This window comes from Thiocystis violacea, assembly GCF_016583565.1.
GTDB lineage: Bacteria > Pseudomonadota > Gammaproteobacteria > Chromatiales > Chromatiaceae > Thiorhodococcus > Thiorhodococcus violaceus_A.
Genome location: NZ_NRRF01000039.1, coordinates 29,905 through 48,020 on the forward strand (window position 1 = coordinate 29,905; position 18,116 = coordinate 48,020).

General features: G+C 67.5%; 12 protein-coding genes. 3 read left to right on the forward strand and 9 right to left on the reverse strand.

From position 1 onward, the window contains the following. The first annotated feature begins 25 nt into the window (after nt 1-25). The 3 genes from CKO23_RS15500 (at nt 26) to CKO23_RS15510 (ending at nt 6,972) form a co-directional block, all read left to right on the forward strand. A complete protein-coding gene (locus tag CKO23_RS15500) occupies nt 26-349 on the forward strand; it encodes a sel1 repeat family protein (RefSeq protein WP_200332726.1) in 324 nt (107 codons plus the stop codon). A gap of 294 nt (nt 350-643) precedes the next feature. Next, on the forward strand, nt 644-4,423 hold the full coding sequence (locus tag CKO23_RS15505; RefSeq protein ID WP_200332727.1) for a glycosyltransferase: 3,780 nt from the start codon (nt 644-646) through the stop codon (nt 4,421-4,423). After that, nucleotides 4,420-6,972, forward strand: coding sequence for a glycosyltransferase (locus tag CKO23_RS15510; RefSeq protein WP_200332728.1), 2,553 nt, complete (start codon nt 4,420-4,422; stop codon nt 6,970-6,972). The genes CKO23_RS15505 and CKO23_RS15510 overlap by 4 nt, the downstream gene beginning before the upstream one ends. Before the next feature lie 48 nt (nt 6,973-7,020). On the opposite strand, the gene CKO23_RS15515 is transcribed toward CKO23_RS15510, so the two are convergent. From CKO23_RS15515 to CKO23_RS15555, 9 genes are all read right to left on the reverse strand, one after another. Continuing rightward, complete coding sequence (locus CKO23_RS15515; protein WP_200332729.1) at nt 7,021-7,530, reverse strand: hypothetical protein; 510 nt, start codon at nt 7,528-7,530, stop codon at nt 7,021-7,023. Nucleotides 7,531-7,535: 5 nt separating this feature from the next. Next, entirely contained in the window at nt 7,536-8,093 is a 558-nt protein-coding gene (locus CKO23_RS15520; RefSeq protein ID WP_200332730.1) for a chemotaxis protein CheW, read from the reverse strand. Then, the gene (locus tag CKO23_RS15525) at nt 8,083-9,867 is read right to left on the reverse strand and encodes a GGDEF domain-containing response regulator (protein WP_200332731.1); all 1,785 of its coding nucleotides are present in this window, start codon (nt 9,865-9,867) and stop codon (nt 8,083-8,085) included. Before CKO23_RS15525 ends, CKO23_RS15520 begins: the two co-directional genes overlap by 11 nt. A 16-nt stretch (nt 9,868-9,883) precedes the next feature. Further along, nucleotides 9,884-10,231, reverse strand: coding sequence for a response regulator (locus CKO23_RS15530; RefSeq protein ID WP_200332732.1), 348 nt, complete (start codon nt 10,229-10,231; stop codon nt 9,884-9,886). 142 nt (nt 10,232-10,373) lie between these two features. After that, the gene (locus CKO23_RS15535) at nt 10,374-12,605 is read right to left on the reverse strand and encodes a hybrid sensor histidine kinase/response regulator (RefSeq protein ID WP_200332733.1); all 2,232 of its coding nucleotides are present in this window, start codon (nt 12,603-12,605) and stop codon (nt 10,374-10,376) included. 9 nt (nt 12,606-12,614) lie between these two features. Further along, nucleotides 12,615-14,249, reverse strand: a complete 1,635-nt coding sequence (locus CKO23_RS15540) for a CheR family methyltransferase (RefSeq protein ID WP_200332734.1) — start codon at nt 14,247-14,249, stop codon at nt 12,615-12,617. Between the two features lie 14 nt (nt 14,250-14,263). After that, nucleotides 14,264-15,367 (reverse strand): chemotaxis-specific protein-glutamate methyltransferase CheB, encoded by a 1,104-nt coding sequence (gene cheB / locus CKO23_RS15545; RefSeq protein ID WP_200332735.1) that lies wholly within the window; start codon nt 15,365-15,367, stop codon nt 14,264-14,266. Next, nucleotides 15,367-17,322, reverse strand: coding sequence for a methyl-accepting chemotaxis protein (locus CKO23_RS15550; RefSeq protein ID WP_200332736.1), 1,956 nt, complete (start codon nt 17,320-17,322; stop codon nt 15,367-15,369). The genes cheB and CKO23_RS15550 overlap by 1 nt, the downstream gene beginning before the upstream one ends. A 548-nt stretch (nt 17,323-17,870) precedes the next feature. After that, the coding region (locus CKO23_RS15555; RefSeq protein ID WP_200329707.1) for a hypothetical protein at nt 17,871-18,116 on the reverse strand (246 nt) is incomplete at its 5' end.

Below are 18,116 nucleotides of genomic sequence, written 5' to 3' on the forward strand. Positions count from 1 at the left end.
AAATGCGATTCCGACAGGCGTCCCCATGCGTGATAACAGCTTCCTCAAAGACCTCATCCTGCTGCGCAACGACCCCTCCAAGGTCGCGCCCATTCGTGCCGCGGCAGAGCGTGGCGAGATCGATGCCCAGTACGCCCTGGGTCTCATCTATGCCGAGGGCCGGGGTGTGGTCATCGATCTGGCGCAGGCGCACTTCTGGCTGTCGCTGGCGATGGATCAGGGCGACCGAGATGCCGAGCGTCTGCGTGAGGTCGTCGGCTGCCAGATGACCGATGAGGAGTTCGAGGCCGCCCAGCGCTTGCGCGCGGGCGGGGCCTTGAGCCGCCTCTCGTCCAATCAACGACATTGACAGCATTCTCTCGCCTTGTCGACCAGGTTTGCGCGGTCGCGAACGGCGTCGCGGCAGGCCAGGCGGCATGCGCGCCACAGCGCGCCGGCCCCGCAGCTCGTTAAGCTCCAGGCGCGTCGGCGACGTTCAATGGGCTCGAGCGTTGCGCGAACGCAACGCGGCCGATCTACCGCTCTGCCTTGGTGTATCATCCGACGGCCAGACGGCATTCAGTCCGATCAACACCGACGCCGACCCGCTGCCTGCATGCTTACTCGCGAAACCCCGCATCTCCAGCCTCTGCCGATCATGGCAGTGGATACCGGCCCAGTCCTGGCCTTGGCGGCCTATCCTGGCGACGAGGTCTTCGGCTGCGGCGGCACCCTGGCGCTCCATGCCGCCCGTGGGCACGCGGTCGCGGTCCTGGTGCTGAGCGATGGCGCGGAGGATCCCGCGGTCGTGGAGGCCTGCCGCGCCGCCGGAGCCTGCCTCGGCTATCAGGGGCCAGAGGTCTGGAGCCTGCCGGCCAGTCCCTTCGTCTATGACGAGTCGGCCGTTCGGCGCCTGATTCAGGCGCTTCAGGCCCGCGCCCCGGCGCGGCTCTATGCGCCCGGCGTGGACGACCCCGACCCGCGACGGGCCAAGCTCGGACTCACGGCCCGCGAGGCGCTGAGGCGCGCCGGCGTTGGCGGCGAGCTGGCGGTCTACGAGCTGGGTTCGCCCATGCCGCTCAGCCATGTGGTCGGCATCACTGAGACGCTCGACCTCAAACGCCGCGCGATGAGCAGCCTGGACGTCCGCCAGGACGCCGAGCCGCTGATGCGGCAGACCCTCGCGCTGGATGCCGTGCGCGCCTTTGGGCTCGCGGCGGCTGGCTCGGACGCCGAGGGCTTTCGGCTGACGACGGCGGCGCGGATCACCGACACGACCCCTGGGCTGAGCCGCCCTCGCGCGAGCGATCCGGCGCATGCCGCGCACACCGAGCCGCTCGTTTCCATCATCGTCCGCACGGCCAACCGCGACACCCTGGATCAGGCGTTGGACTCCATCGCCGCCCAAACCTATCGCGGCATCGAAGTGATCCTGGTCGATGTGCAAGGTCGCGACCAGCTCGGGCGGCCCGAGCGCTGCGGCGAATTCGCCATGCGCACCGCGTCGGCCGGCGCTCCCCTGCGCCGCGGTGCCGCGGCGAACCTGGGCCTGTCGCAGGCGCGTGGCGACTACATCCTTTTCCTCGACGATGACGACTGGTTGCTGCCCGAGCACATCGCCGGGTTGGTGGAGGCCGTTCGCGGCGGCGAGGGCGCCGCGGCCGCCTATGCCGGCGTGGTCTGCCGCGGCGAGACCCCGGACGGCGACTGGCCCGTGCTGCACACCTTCAACGCGCCCTATGACCCGCTGCGTCTGCTGATCGAGAACTATCTGCCCATCCACGCCGTGCTCTTCGCGCGTCGCCTGCTTGGCGAGTCGCTAGGCTTCGATGAGCGACTGGACGTCTATGAGGACTGGGATTTCTGGCTCCAGTTGAGTGCGCTGACCCCGCTGATCCATGTCGATCATGTGAGTGCCGTCTATCGCATCGCGCACACGAGCGGTTTCGGATTGCGTGAGGATGACGAGCAGCTCGACCCCGGCCTTGCCGCCATCTTCGAGAAATGGCGCCCGCGCTGGACCCTGGAGCAGTTGCTGGGCATCGTCGACTACGCCAAGCACCGCAGCATGTACGAGGAGCTGCGCGAGGAGAGTGCGCGCAAGCACGCGGTGCTGAGCGAGCAGCTCAGTGCGGCGACCTTCGACCTCGAGCAGTGGAAGATGCGACACAGCATCCTCGCGGCGGACAAGCGCGCGGTGGAGCAGCAGATCGCGACGCTGCACGAGCGCATTCTGAGCGCTGACGCGCGGCGGCGCAGCCTGGAGTCGGCGCGTGAGGCGGATCGCGAGCTGCTCGAGATACTGGGTGTCCAGAGCCTGACGGATGCCTTTGGGTGTCGGGACGAGCTGGCGCGCTATCGGTCGTTGCACGGCCGTTTCCTGAAGGCTCTCGCGCTCGTCGGCGCGCCGTTCAGACGCCCCTATCGGCTGGCCAAGGCCGTCCTGGGGAGGATCCGGCGTCCCCTTGTCCGGTGGGTGTCGCATGCCAGGAATCTGTCCCAGACCGCGCAGGCCTACGGGCTCGCTGTCGTCGTGCGCTCGCTGCTGTGCAAGCGACGCCGCTCCCGCCCTTGTCAGGAGCCGAGCATCAGGGATCTTTGGCTGGTCCTCGAATTGGCCTCCATCGGTCTCGAACCGAATTCCCAGCCCGTCGTGACCATCCTGCTGGATCCGACCCGCGTCGCGCCGGACAGCGTTCGGCTACTGAAGGCCCTGGCCCAGGGTCATCATGTTCCGCCGTTCGAGCTGCTGCTCCACTACCCCAAGGGCCATCCCATCCTCGGGCCGCTGAAGGACCGGCTGCCAGGGCTGCGTCGCGTGCCGCTGGATGGGGACGCGAGTGCGGCGCAGGCCGTGTCCGCGGCCTTGGCGGCATCCGCCGGGGACTGGCTGCTGCTCCTCTCCTGCGTCAACATCGAGCCGAACGACTGGCTCGCGCGGATGATCCAGACCGCCCAGGATACGCGCCTCGGCGATGCGCCGGCGGGTGGCGTCTGCGTGAAGGTGATGGGGACGGACGGGCGTTTGGTCATGGCCGGCAGCCTGCGGACGCGCGACGGCGCCATGCTCCCGATCGGCGCGGGCCAGGATATCCTGGCCCCGGAGTACAACTTCCTGCGCAAGGTCGACGCGGGCTCCGATGCCTGCTTCCTCTTGAGCCGGCAGGCCTTGCTCGATGCGGGGGGCGATCGGTTGGCGGCGGCCGTTGGCGTGGAGGATCTCTGCGCCGCGATGCAGACGCAGGGCTGGACGCTCCTCTATCAGCCGGAGGTCACGGCCGTCATTCCCGCGCCGCTGTCCCGCGCTCCAGCCCACGCGGGTCTCATGGGGCACGCCCGGCGTCGGCTGCTGGTCGTGGACGCCGTGATGCTGACCCCGGATCAGGACTCGGGCTCGCTGCGGATGTTCAACCTGCTGGAGACCTTCCTGGAGCAGGACTGGCATGTGACCTTCGCGCCCTCCAACCTGGAATACGGCGAGCCCTATGGTCCGCTGCTGCAGCGGCGCGGGATCGAGGTGCTGCACGCACCCCAGACGCCCTCCATTCAGGACTTTCTGCGTCGCCGCGGTGCCGAGTACGACCTGGTCATCCTCAGCCGCGTCCTGGTTGCCAGCGCCCTCCTCGACGCCACGCGGCTGCATGCGCCCCAGGCGCGGCTGTGGTTCGATACCGTGGATCTGCACTTCCTGCGCGAGCAGCGCGAGGCGGATCTGCGCGGCGACCCGGCCGCGTCCAAGCTCGCCGAGCAGCGCAAACGCCAGGAGCTCGACCTCATGCGGCGCGCGGATCTCACGCTGGTCGTCAGTCACATCGAGCAGGATCTGCTCGCGGCCGAGGTGCCCGAGGTCCGCGTGGAGATCCTGAGCAACATCCACGACCTGCATCCGACGCATGCGCCGTTCGAGGCGCGCGACGCCATCCTCTTCATCGGCGGTTTCAATCACGACCCCAATGTCGACGCCGTGCGCTATTACGTTCAGGAGGTGCTGCCGCTGGTTCAGGCCGAGATCGGTCAGGTGCCCACCTTCATCATCGGCAGCCGACCGACGCGCGAGGTGCTGGCCCTGGACGATCCGGAACGGGGTCTGCACGTGACCGGCTACGTCGAGGACGTCACCCCCTATTTCGAGCGCGCACGCCTGTCGATCGCGCCGCTGCGTTATGGGGCGGGCGTCAAGGGAAAGATCAATATGAGCATGGCCTACGGCGTGCCCGTGGTGGCGACCGCCTGTGCCGCCGAGGGCATGTTCCTCACCCCCGGAGAGGACATCCTCGTCGGGGAGGACGGCGCCGCCTTCGCCGCGGCCGTCACGCGCCTCTACAGCGACCCCGCCCTTTGGGCGCGGCTCTCCGCGCAAGGGCTGACCAACATCGAGCAGCATTTCTCCCGCCAGACCGCCCGCGCGACCCTGGCACGCCTGCTGGCGGAGCCTTGGGCGTGAAGGTTCTGCTCATCACCCACGGGGCCTATCTCGACCCGACCGGGGTCGCCTCCGGCAACAGTGTGCGCGCCTATTTCCTGGCGCTTGGCCTCGCGCAGGCCGGGATCGAGGTCGTCCACGTCTACCCGGCGGACCTGGGGGCGCCGAGGGATCCGGCGCCGCGTCCTGGCATTCGGGTGCGGACCTACGCGGATGCGGACACCCTGGCGAGCCTCATCGCGCAGGAGTCGCCCGCAGCGCTCCTCATCGGCTATTGGGAACTGATCGAGTCCTTGCCAGAGGATCTGGATCTGCCGATCGTCCTGGATGTCGTGGCGCCGCGGATTCTGGAGGCCATGTACCAGGAGCACCTGGATCTCCCCAACGAGGTCCGGCGCACGCTGGCCTGCTATCGCCGGGCCGATCGCTTCCTCGTCGGCAATCAGCGCCAGGCCAGTTTCCTGCTCGCCTGGCTGATCCTCGCCGGCATCGACTGCCGGGGCGCGGCACCCATCGATGTCCTGCCGATCTCCGTCGAAGGCCCCGCCGAGACCGATGAGGGCGCCGCCGAGGAGGTCTTGCGGCTGGTGTCGGGCGGGGTCTCCTGGCCTTGGCGGCGGACCCAGGACTGGTTCGATCACCTGGTGCGCGCGCTGCGACGCCATGGAAGGGGCACGGAAGAGCTGGCCTTGTTCTCGGGCAGCTATGTCTACGCGGCGGACGCCGGCGGCGCGGCGCGCAGCGGCTCGCCCGAATCCGCCCGCGCGGACGGCCCGGTGAGGGACTATCCCCTGCTGCCCTATGGCGAGATGCAGCGCTTTCTCCGCACCCGCTGCCACATCGGCGTGGAGCTGGCCGACGAGAATCCCGAACGCTGGCATAGCCAATCCTTCCGCGCCATGGAGTTCCTGCGCAACGGGCTGCCGCTCATCTGCAACGCCTACATGGAGCTGGCGGTCGCGGTGCGCGACTATGACGCCGGCTGGGTGGTCGAGGGTCAGGATGAACTCGACGGCGTCATCCGCGAGATCATCGCCCATCCGGAGCGCGTCGCCGAGAAGTCCGCGAACGCCCAGCGTTTGGTCGCGGAGCGCTTCCACTACGCGAACACCATCGAGCCGCTCCTGGCCTTTCTGCGGTCGCCGCGCAGGATCCCGCTCGGGGAACCCCTGCTCGGGCTGGGGCTGGTTGAGGCCGATACCGCGATGGCCCCCGAGGCCACGGCACCCGTCGAGCCGGATCGGCCCGAGCGCGCCGACACCGGGCGCGGCAGGAGCCCCGTCGCGCTGCTGGCCCCCGGGCTGCGCGGGCTGAAGGCAGTGGTTCGCCCGCTGGCGAAGCCCGTGCTGAAAGGGCTGATCCGCGCGGTCGGGAGTCTGCGCCGCAGCGATGCCGTGATCTTGATCTCGCGCGCGGATATTCGCCCGGCGAATCATGGGGCCGCCGTCAAGATCGATCGCACGGCCTGGGGGCTGTCCTACTCGGTCGGCGCCGTCTATCTGGTGAGCGAGCAACGCGCAACCTATTGGCTCGTGCGCAAGGGGGTCTTCGAGGAGCGGCGTTTTCCCCGCTGGCTGCGGGGAATCGGGCCGGACGAGGGGCGTGTGCGCGACTTCCTTGCCGCATCCGGCATTCCGCGCGACGACGCCTTCCTCTACATTCCGGTCGCGGATTGGAGCTTCATCGTCCGCACCCTCTATCTCGCCCTCAAGACGGGCGCCCGGACCTATCAGGCCGAGTTCCCCGCCTACGGGCGGGCAAGCGTCTGGGCGCGGGACCTGCTGGGCGGCCGGGCGCTCCTGGTCGAGCACAATATCGAGTACCAACGCCTCGCGGACCAGACCAAGGATCTGCCGCCGCACGGCTACGCCATGCTGCGCAAGATCGAGCTGGCTTGGTGCGAGCGTTCCGATGCGGTCATCACGGTCTCCGAGGCCGATCGCCAGCGCCTGCTGGCCGACGGGATCGACCCCAAGCGCGTGCATGTCATCCCGCACGGCGTCGATCTCGATCAGTTCGAGCGCGCCGAGACGCTGGATCTCCATGCGCTCTTCGACATTCCCCGCGATCGGCGGATCCTGGTCTACCACGGGATCTACCTCTATCCGCCCAATCTGGAGGCCATGGAGGTCATGGCGGCGGAGATCCTGCCACGGCTGGAGCGCGCGGGCGTGCGGGCGACGGTGCTTGCGATCGGCGCCTACCCGCCAGCGCGGGCGCTCCATCCCCAGATCCGATTCACCGGCCCGGTCGACGCCGTGGCGCCCTATCTCAAGGCGGCCGACCTCGCCGTGGTCCCGCTGCAGCAGGGCGGCGGGACACGCATGAAGATCCTCGACTATTTCGCGGCCGGTCTCGCCGTGGTCAGCACCGCCAAGGGGGCTGAAGGCATCCCGGTCGAGCCTGATCGGCATCTGCGCATTGCAGATGAACCTGACGCCTTCGCCCAGGCCGTGGCGGATCTCCTGGCCGACGAGGAGACACGCCGGCGCTTGGGCGAGGCCGCGCGGGCGTTCGTGCGGCCTCTGGATTGGCGTGCCATCGCGGCCCGCTATCTGGAATTGGTCTGATGCCAGGAGCCTGTCCGATTCCGTTGTCCTCGCAACCCACCTGAGTTGCTAATCCCCGATCTGCCGGATCAAGGCCGGCGGGTTCGATGGGCCATCGTCCGGCGGGTCTTCGTCGTCCGCTGACGTGACAAGTCGGGGCAAGCGCCAGGCATCGAGAACAATGATCAGCACTTCATCGGGCGGCTGCCCCACGCAGGCCAGGGCGCGAATGCAGGCGAGACCCTGGCGGGCCGCCAGCAGCGGCGGCAGGGGCCGCAGGGCGCTGGCGGGGAGACGGCAGTGGACGACCGGCTCGTCCACCCGCAGGCTGTGCGGCCCCTCGGGATGGGCGAATTCCAACAGACGCTCCGGGGGAGCGGCCGTCGCCGGTGATTCCTGGATATGGAGCAGGTCGGCCAGCCTGGGGGCGAGCGAGCCCTGGGTTTCGCGCATGCCGCGCACCTTGGCCGCTTCCACGGCAAGCGTCAGACCGCCGGCGCGGAAGCGCACCAGATCGATCCCGCGCGACTCTGCCGTTTCGCTCGCCTCTGGCCTTTGCTGGTCTGTCGCCGCGGGCATGGCGGTTACCGCAGTGCGCCGCGGTAGTCGTGAAACAGCCGCTCCAGATCCAGGGCGATGACCACCTCGCCACGGTATTGGAAAAGACCGGTGGCCAGACCCCGCAGTTGCTCCGGCAGGGTGTCGGTCGGCGGTCGAATGGATGCCTCGGGGATGTCCAGGACATCCTCCACCCGGTCGACGCGCAGGCCGCTGCGCATGGGCGCTTCATCATCCTCGGCGCGACTCTGTCCCAACAGGATCGCCGCGCGCCGGCTGTCGGGCGCGTGCGGGCGTCCGAGCAGATCGCCAAGGCGGATCACCGAGGTGATATCGCCACGGACGTTGATCACGCCTTCCAGTGAAGGCGGGCAACCCGGCACGAAGTGAATGGTCGTCAGCGGCAGGATTTCGGCGACATTGGCTCCCGAAAAGGCGAAGAGCGACTCGTCGATCGCAAAGATCACCAGCTTGACGGTCGCTGCCTCGACCTCGAGGATGCCCTGATCGGCATCCCGACGCTGCTCGAGTAGCGCGGCCAATTGGTCTTCTTCGCGGCCCTTGGTCGTGCTGCTAGTGCTCATCGCGCATCTCCACACCGGAGGATGACGCCTTCGAATTCAGGCCCTCCCTTGCATGTCCGCCCATTGGCTCGCTGGGCGGCGCATCCGCCAGCTCAGCCGTGGTCGTGGCGATCTCGACCCGATTCCGACCGGCGCGCTTGGCCTGATAGAGCGCTCGATCCGCGGCATCGACCAAGGCCGAGGCACTGGTGAATTGCGGGTAGGCGGCGATACCGCCACTGAAGGCGCAATGGAATTCAACGTCATCGGCGAAAAAGGACACCTCGGCGAAATCCGCCCGCAATTCGTCCATGATCTCCTTTGCATGCACGGCATCCACGCCGACCAGGATGATCGCGAACTCTTCCCCGCCATAGCGTCCCACCAGATCGACCTCGCGCAGTCGAAGGCGCAGCGTGCGACCCAGCGCCCTTAGCACCTGATCTCCGGCCGGATGACCATGGGTATCGTTGACGGACTTGAAGTGATCGACGTCGATCATGGCCATGCAGAGGCTGGTCTGATTCCGACGGCAAGAGGCCAGGGCGACATCCAGCAACTGGAGGATGGTGTTGTGGTTGAACAGACCGGTCAGGCCGTCGCGGATCATCAGCGAGCGCAGGATACGCATGCGCTCCGCGCGCAGATGGACCTCGGCGACCAGCCGCGCGGGTTCGAGCGGCTTGGTGAGGAAGCCGTCGGCGCCGACCTCCAATGCCTTGAACTGGCGATCGAGATTGGTCTCCGCGGAGACGTAGATGATCGGCAGACTGAGATGCCCGGGCATCTGGCGCAGCACCCGAGCCAAGTCTGGACCCGAGCAGTTGGGCATGTAGAGGTCCATCAAGACCAGATCGGCGTTGAAACCATCGAGCGCACCGGGCACGCGCGCGGGTTCGTTCGCCACCCGCGTGACCATCCCCGCCTCTTCCAGCACCATGGAAAAAAACTGGGCGACGTCCGGGTCGTCATCCACGATCAGAATATGGAAGGGCTCGGTGGCTCCGGGGTTGGTCAGTTGGTCGAGAATCTCCGCCAGCTCGACGGCCTTGACCGGCTTGGGGCAGTAAGCGTTGCCACCGGACTGGACCGCTCGCAAGCGGGCACTGAAGTCGTCCCGGCTCGACATGAAGATGCAGGGAACCGGCTGGTCAATGCCGGCGTTCAGCGCAGCGATGGCCGTGGGACCCGCGTCCTGACCTTCCGGGAAGATGACATCCATGATGATCGCGCTCGGCCGTTCACGCCGGAAGGCCTGCCGCAGGCTGTCCAAGGTCACGAACGGGATGATCTGATAACCGAAACAGCTCAGTTGACCGGACAGCTCCTGGGCGATGATCGGATCGTCGTCGCACAGATAGACCAGGCGCTGGCGACGCTCACGGGTGTCGCCCTCGACCGCGTGACGGGCGGGAATCTCGAAGCGCGGCCACGACTCAGGGGCGGCGGGGAGCTCAAGCGCGAGATCGAGTCCTTCCAGGGCGCCTAATGCCTGCTCCAGCGCGAGGATCAGCCGGTCCGTCACCCGCGCGTCCTGATCCAGCACGCCGCGCAGCGCGTGCTCGGCGGCCTTGGCCGGCGCGTTGATGGCATCGAAACCAAAGGAGGCGCCAGAGCCCTTGAGGGTGTGCAAGACGAGATGGAGCCTCTCGAGCGCCTCACGCTGGTCGCTTCCGCTCCTCAGGCGGGCGAGGAGTTCGCGCGCCTGGGCGAGCCGTTCCGGGAACTGCGCGACAAAGGATTGACGCAGCCGCTGTTTGCGCTCTCGGAAGGATTCGTTCTTGCCGCTCGCCATCTCGGTCGCCCGTGCGCTAGCGCCGCGCGATGACGCGGGGCAGGTTGACCTCCATCGAGCTGTCCTTCATGAGGCACGCCAGCAGCCCAGGCTGGCGCGCCGCCAGCGGCCGCGGATCGTCACCGGTGAGCAGCACGAAGGGCATCATCAGCCCTTGACCGCGCATCTCCTCGAAGAGCTCCAGCCCGTTCATCAGGGGCATGTGCATATCCGCGACCACGAGCTCGAAGGGCGTGGCGTCGCTGAGCGCCTCCAATGCCTCCAGGCCCTGCTCGACGAGCTGGCATTCATGTCCGGCGTCCTCCAGGACGGCCACCGTCATCTCCCCGGCCAGGGGATCGTCATCGACGACCAGAATACGCATCGGCTTCCACATCTCCATCGGTGATCAGGATTGCGGTGACAGGCCGCATCGTTGCGCCGCGCCCGGGCTTTGAGCGTTTGGCTCGCGCGCGCCCACCCATCCAAAGGAAGACCGCCGGCCGATCGGGCCGCGCCGAGTCAATTCACCCTAGCAGATTTTGCAGCGTCTCAACCAGACTGGACTGATTGAAATCGCCCTTCACGATATAGGCATCGGCCCCCACCTGAATGCCGCGCTGCTTGTCTTCCTCCTTCTGCCGGGAGGTGACGATGACGATGGGGATACCGCGATAGCGATCGTTCTCCCGCAGCCGGGCGGTGAGCGAAAAACCGTCCATGGCGGGCATGTCAATGTCGGTCAGCACCGCGTCGAAGTGACCGCTCAAGGCCTTCTGCCAGCCTTCCAGCCCATCCTCGGCCAGCGTGACGCGGTAGCCATGGGCCTCCAGGATCTCTTTCTCGATTTCGCGGGTGTTTCGCGAGTCGTCGACGACCAGGATCTGCTGCCCTCCCGCGGGCGTGTCGCGCGCGCGGCTTTGCTCCGGTGCGCTCAGCGCCTCCCCGCGCGCGCGGCGCGCGGCGGCCAGCAGAGCCGGGGCCTGCAGGACGCTGACCAGCTCATCGGTCCCGGTGACCACGATCCCGGCCACCAGGCCCAGGCCGCGCAGGTGCTCGGGCAGGGGTTTGATGACCATGTCACGCTCGTCGATGAGCCGGTCCACGACCAGCCCCAGCTTGGACTCATGGATCTTGATCACAACCACCAGATGGGCCTTGCCACCAGGGCGCCGATCCAGCGCGGTCTCACCCGCGCCTGGCGCGGAGTCATCGAGGCGCAGGAGCTCCGCCAGGGGGATCAGGGGCAGGAATTCGTTGCGCAGCACGATGGCTGGACGACCGGCGACCTCGATGGTCTCCCCCTTGGGGACCCGGATCAGCTCCGCGACATGCTGGGCGGTGAGCCCGAACGCCTTGCCCGCGGCCTGGAACACTAGGATCCGCATGACGGCGAGCGACACTGGGAGCTGGATGCGCATCAGGGCACCCGCCCCTGGGCGACTGGAGACCGACACCACGCCCTGCAGGTCATCGACGATGGTGCGCTTGACCACGTCCATCCCCACGCCGCGACCGGAGACGTCGGTGATGATGGCGCTGGTGCTGAAACCGGGCTGGAAGATCAGCTCCGCGACCTGATCGTCGTTGATCCCGGTCGCGCGCGCGGGCTCGATCAGGCCCTTTTGTACTGCCTTGGCGAGGATCCTGTCGCGATCCAGCCCGCGACCGTCATCGCCGATCTCGATCAGGACCCCCACCCCTTCCTGGCGCGCCGACAGGCGAATCCGCCCGAGCCGCGGCTTGCCCGCGGCCTGGCGCTCTTGCGCAGACTCGATCCCGTGATCGATGGCGTTGCGCAGAAGATGCACCAGGACATCGCTCAGGCGGTCGATGAGATGGCGATCCAGCTCGATCTCGCCACCGCTGATCTCGCAGTGCACCTCCTTGCCCAAGTCGCGGCCCAGTTCGCGGGCAACCCTGGCGATGGGATCGAAGACGATGGCCAAGGGCAGCATGCGCATGATCAAGGCCCGGTCGTTGAGGTCGCCGCTCAGCAGCTCCTCTTCCATGACCAGGTCGCGCAGACCCAGGGTAAAGCGGTGTAAGGCCGCCGTCTGCTCGGCCAGCCGTGCCGTGTCGACGCCCTGCGCACCATGCGACTCACTCAGGAGCGACTGAAAGGCGGCATCCAAGGCCCGTGCGTGCAGGAGCTGCTGGCGGAGCTTGGTCTGGCCGGAGACGACCTCGCCCATCAGCTTGATGAGCTCGTCGAGCTTCTCCAGGCGTACGCGCACGGTCTCTGGGGCGCGAACGCCGGCGGACGACGCGGCGGCGGGAGCGGATGGAGGAATATCCAACTCTGGCTCTGGATCTGGATCTGGCTGATTGGTCGCGCCCGGACTCTCGGCAGCGGCGGCGGGGGGCGTGCCGGCCGCGGCCTGGGCGAGCGCGGCGCAGAGCGACTGGTCCGCGGGCGGGAGCTGTCCGCCGCTCGGCTCCACCTGCTCGACGAGTGCACTGATGGCATCCACGCCCCGCATCAAGAGGCTGCCAAGCTCGGGAGGCTGCTGGAGCTTGCCATCGCGCAGCGCCCCCAGCACCTCCTCCAACTGATGGGCGGTCTCCGCGATGCTGTCGAGCTTGAGCATGCGCGCGGAGCCCTTGATGGTGTGCGCGGCGCGAAAGAGCCCGTTGATGGTTTCGCCGTCGAGCCCGTCGCCGGCGGACAGCGCCGTCAGCCCGCCCTCGAGTCGCGCCAGGTGATCGCGCGCCTCACCGGTAAAGCGACCGAGGAATTTCTTGATATCCAGGGCCATGCTCGCGCCTCAGCCCGGGGTCGCGTCGAGTCGGGACAGGCGGGTCTGGCAGAGCAGGCGTAGATCCCGAAGCGCGTAGGGGAATGGCAGCGGACTGTGGTCTCGCGCGCTGTCCGCGACCCGCGCGCCGGGTTCGCCGCTGGGTGGGTCGGGCCGTGACCGGTCCGGCCGCTCCAATTGACGCAGCACGATCCGATACTCACGCCGCGCCTGATCCCAGTGTCCGCCCTCGCGGTAGAGTTCGGCGAGCTGGAAGTGGGCCTGCCAGGCATCCGAGCGATGGTAGATGGCCCGGCGCAGGTGGCCGATCGCCCCCGCCGCGTCGCCCTGTCCCTGGGCGATGCGGCCCGACAACAGCAAGGCATCCAGGCACCAGGGGTCGATCGCCAGCGCGCGCGCCACCGCCGCGCTCGCGCCGGCCGCGTCGTCCCCTTCGAGGAGGAGGTGCGCCTGGAGCGTCAGGTCTTGAATGCGGGGGGACGCGCTGGCACAGAGCGGGGCCAGCCGAGCCAGGGCATCGTCGAAGCGCTCGGCTCGGGTCAAGGCCAATGCCTCTTGGTAGCGCCTCTCCACGGACTCGGGGGCCAGAAGCTTGCTGGGTTCTGCCGTGGGCGGCGCGATGAGGGGCTGTTCGCCCAGCCCTTGCTCCCGCATCCTCTGTCTCGGCTCGACAGCCGATTCGCGCCGCTCCGGCTCCCCGTGCAATGGGCCGCCGCCGAGCAGCGCGGGATCGGCCTCCGAGGCTGGTCTCGGCCGCATGGTGGCGTCAAGCCCCAGCGCTGGACGCGCGGACGACCCGGGGCCGGCGCTGAAAGCTGGTGTGTGGACGGGCCGCTCCGGGATGACGTCCGCGAAGAAGAACGCGCCGTCCAACTCGCGCAGTGTCAGGATGCCGACATCGTTGGCCAGGGTCTCCGAGATTCCGACGATGAGATAGCCGCCTGGATTGAGCAGCGACTTGAGCCGGCCAAGCACGCGCTCGCGCGTCGGCGCGTCGAAATAGATCGAGACGTTGCGGAAGAACACCAGGTCTTGTCCGCGCAATACCGCGGGATACTCAGCGGCCAGCAGGTTGAGCGGATGGAAGGTCACTCGGCGGCGGAGGCCGGCATCGATGCGACGGCGGCGACCCTCGACGGCCGTGAAATAGCGCTCGATCAAGGCCGGGGCCAGGGCGCGGAACGAAAACTCGTTGTAGACGCCCGCGCGGGCACGCTCGAGGGCCTCGCGGTCCACATCGCCGGCACTGAGATCGAAGAGACTGTCGGCGAGTTCGCCATAGCGTTCGCGCAGCGCCATGAGGATGGAATAGGGCTCCTCTCCACTGGAACAGCCGACCGACAGGATACGGATGGGCCTGTCCGGCGGCTTGCGCGCGAGCAGCTCGGGGCAGAGACGCTCGGTCAAGAGCTTGAGATGCTGAGGTTCGCGGTAGAAGTAGGTCTCGTTGATGGTGAGCAGACTGGTCAGCGCATGCAATTCAGCCTCATCGGTGCGCAAACGCGCCAGGTAGGCATCGGCGGAGTCGGCACCGACGCTGGCGATTCGGTTGGCGAGCAGCCGGCGCCAGGGCGCGTCGGCCTGTTCGCCGAAATGCAATCCCAAGTGCTCCTTGATGAAGGACTGAACCGATTGGAGATTCATGGCGTTGGGGCTTGTCATGCCGCCGGCGGGATGCGCGCGAGCCAGCCGAGCTCGTTGGCGATGGCCTGCAGCGGGAGCACCGACTGCACGGCGCCGGCGAGGATGGCCTCCCGATTCATGCCGAAGATCACCGAGCTGGCCTCGTCCTGAGCGATGGTGATGCCTCCCGCCCGGCGGATATCGAGCATGCCGCGTGCCCCGTCGCGCCCCATGCCCGTGAGGATCACCCCGACCGCGTGACAGCCGCACACCTCGGCCACTGACGCGAGCAGACGGTCGCAATTCGGGTGATAGATATCCGACTCGACACAGGGCGTCAGCTGGATGCGGTTGTCGCTGGTGATGGTCATGTGGGCGGCTGGATCGGCCAGATAGATCCACCCTGGCCGCAGCGACTCGCCCGCCCGAGCCACCGCGACGTTCAGCGGGCAGAGGTCGTTCAGCCAACCGGCCATGGCCTCGGCGAAGCCCTCGGAGATGTGCTGCGCGATGAGGACGGGGGACTGGAAGTCCGCCGGTAGCGCTGGCAGTAGGCTCGCCAGCGCCTGGGGGCCGCCGGTCGATGAGGCGATCGCGAAGACACGCGGCTGAACCGAGCCCGCGCGGTCACTGACCTCGGAGGCCTTGGGCGAGCGTGCGACAACGCCGGTCAGGATCGGCGCGACAGCGGTTTGAGACGTGCCGCCCGTCGCCACGGACGCCTGTGCGCGGCGAATATGGCGGATCACGGGGACGCCGGCGAGCACCTTGAGGCGGGCCGCCAGGGCGCGACCCTCATCGATGGTCGGCTTATGGGTCGCTTCCAGGGCGCCGCGCTCGACCGCCGACATGGCGTTGCGCGCATCGGCCAGGTCGGACAGCACCAGGATGGGTGTCGCGCGCACGGCCATGATCTCCTCGATGGCCGCCATGCCGTCCATCTCGGGCATCTGCAAGTCCATGGTGACGATGTTCGGCTTGAGCGCCAGCACCTTCTCGACCGCCTCGCGACCGTTTTCGGCCTCGCCGCAGATCCGCAGGCCCGGATCCTCTTCCAGGAGGGCGCGAATCAGCGCCCGCGCCGAGCCGCTATCGTCGACCACCAGCACGCTGATCGGCTCCTTGCCGCTCGGTTTCATCAGCCGATCCGCGCGTCGCTGTCGGCCGAGTCGGACGCCGTCGTCGTCTCCTTCAATGTGAAGCGGTCCATCTCAACCTTAAGCGTCGCGGAGAGCTGGGTCATCGCTTGGGCGACCTCGGAGATCCGGCGCACCGACTTCGCGGTGTCTGAGCTGGCCATCACGATCTCCCTGAGCGCCACCACGACCTGATTGCTGGCGGTTCGCTGCTGTTGGGTCGAGAGACTGATCTGTTGGGCGGAACTGGTGGTCTCGCTCGCGGCCTGGACCAGCTCTTGGAGGAAGGCCGCCGTGCGGGAGGAGGCGTCCATGCCCTGCTCGATCCCAAGGCTGCCCTTTTCCGAGCTGATCACGAGACGGCTGATGGATTCCTGGATCTCGCCGACCTTTCTCGCGATCTCCCCGGTGGATTCGGTGACTGAATCGGCGAGCCGGCGGATCTCCGCCGCGACCACCCCAAAGCGCTTGCCCGCCTCGCCCGCCGAGGATGCCTCCAGCGCGGCGTTGAAGGCGATCAGCTTGGTCTGATCCGCGACCGTGTCGATGATCTCCATGATGCGCGAGATCTCCTTGGATTTGCTGCCGAGGTCGACGATTTCGGTGAGCGAGTGCTGATTGTCGCGGCGGATCTCCGCCATCTTGTCGACCAGCTGCTGCATGGCCTCGGCGCCCTGGAGGCTGTCATCGTAGGTGCGGCGGGCGACCTCGACCACGGACCCGGAATATTCGGCGATCTGGCTGGAGGACGCGGAGAGCTCCTCCATGGTCGAGGTGATCTCCGCCACCGAGGTCGACATCTCGCTGGAGGTCGCCGCCTGACCATCCACCGCTTGGGCGATCTCGCGCGCGGCGCTCAGCACCGACGCGGCATGGGTCTCGACCTGCGACACGAGCCCATGCAACTGATGGCGCATCTGGTTGGTGATCTGCGCCAGCTCCGCCAGTTCGTCGCGCCCTCCCAGGAGGATCTCGCCGGTCAGATTGCCCGCTGCGACGCGATTCAATCCGTCCGCGACCCGCAGGAGACGTCGCGCGAGCACGCGCGCGGTCAGGATCGCGATCGCCAGACTGAGCAGCAACGCCAGGCCGCCGATCAGCCACCCCTGGTTGGTCACCCGCGACTTGACCGCGAGGTAATGCAGCCGATCCTTGGCCACTTCCAGGACACCGAGCGGGGCGCCGGCATAGTCATCCACCCGCTCGGCATAGACCGCCATGGGGACACCATCGACCTCGATCTGCTTGTATTGCGGGGTACCGCCATAGGCGCTCTGGAGGCTGGCTGGATCCAAGAGCGGCCTGTCACCCTTGGTCATGGCAAAGGTTGTGATCGTGCCGTCGCGAAAGATATGTAGTCCGGCCTCCACCCCATGGCTTTTCTTGAAGGCGGCGAAGAAGCCGGGACCGAATGACATGCCGAATTCGACGGAGCCGAGGTGCCGTCCCTGATCGAACACCGGCACCACGCCGCGAGCACCCAGTCCGGCGACCCCGGACTCCAAGCCGCGTTGTGCCGTCAGCTTCGTATTGGTGTCCACGACCGAATGGCGGAAACCGGAGAGATCGTCGCCGTATTGCTCGACCTTATGCAACCGTAGAAAGGAGGTGGCGGGCGGTGTGTGGAACTGGAACTGGACGGCCCCATAGTCGGCCGCCAGCACCTTGAAGGGCGGGAGCAATTGTGCTTGCAGCCAGTCCCGATCACTCGCGGCGAAATGCCGCTGGACCTCCGGGATGTTGGCGACGAGCGCACTCATGGCCTCGGCGAGACGGGTCTCGGCCGCGACATCGACCCGAATGGCCTCGGCGTATTGCCGCAGCTCGGTGCGCTCGGCTTCCAGGATCACATCATCCAGGCCGCGCAGATTGAAAAAGGTCAGCGTCGAGATGGCGATCAGGATCGCGGTCCCGAAACCGAGGAGATGATTGGCCCACAGACGGAGATTCGTGAACATGGCGGGACTCTTGGTAATCGCGGATAGGCTCGCCGAACGGCTCCCGGGGGCATGGAGGATTCCCAGCCGCGCGCTCGTGGCAGGGAGCAACGGAGGATGGCGGCGTGATCGCCCGCGACCTCTGGACCAAACAGCCCGACGCTAGCCCTAAGCTCGGCTGCGGTCAAGGCGCGGGCGGCGCGAACCGCCGGTTGGATCGCCGTTGCGTTCGGTTCGGCGCGCCTTCTCGGCGGGGCGCTGATCAGCTGCGTTCTCGGCCCGGCTTCGCCCGCTCATCATGTGCCGACGCAACATCCTGAGCGACGCCCCTGAGGCCCCGGCTCGTCGAGACGGATCCTCTCGATTCGGCGCCAATCAGGCAAGGCACGCGGTTTCCTGGTCGCTATCGATAGGGCGAGTGCCCGCTACGGGGTGTTGCGCAAGCCGCCGAGCCGGCCACGGCGAATCCGTTCTAACGCACATGGCGGAGCGCCACCCCGGACCATGAAACGGGGCGGTAGCTTGGACGGACGCCAGGAGAGGCAACATATTGCGTCCTGTTGAGCCTCCTACAACAAGTGCGCTGTTTCACGGTAACCGGCGGGCGCTGATTGGGCGACGCGGGGTGCGGAGTTTGCCGTCATGCCCAGATAGTCGAAGACACGACGGACTTTACGGGCGAGTTTATCGATGGTTGCCGCCACGGAATCCTTCGATTTCGTCTTGATCAGCCCGATGGCGAAGCGGCGCAGGCGGGTGATGTTTTCGGGTCCGTGGCCGGTGCGGATGGTGCAGCGATCCTCGTCCCAGTTCCA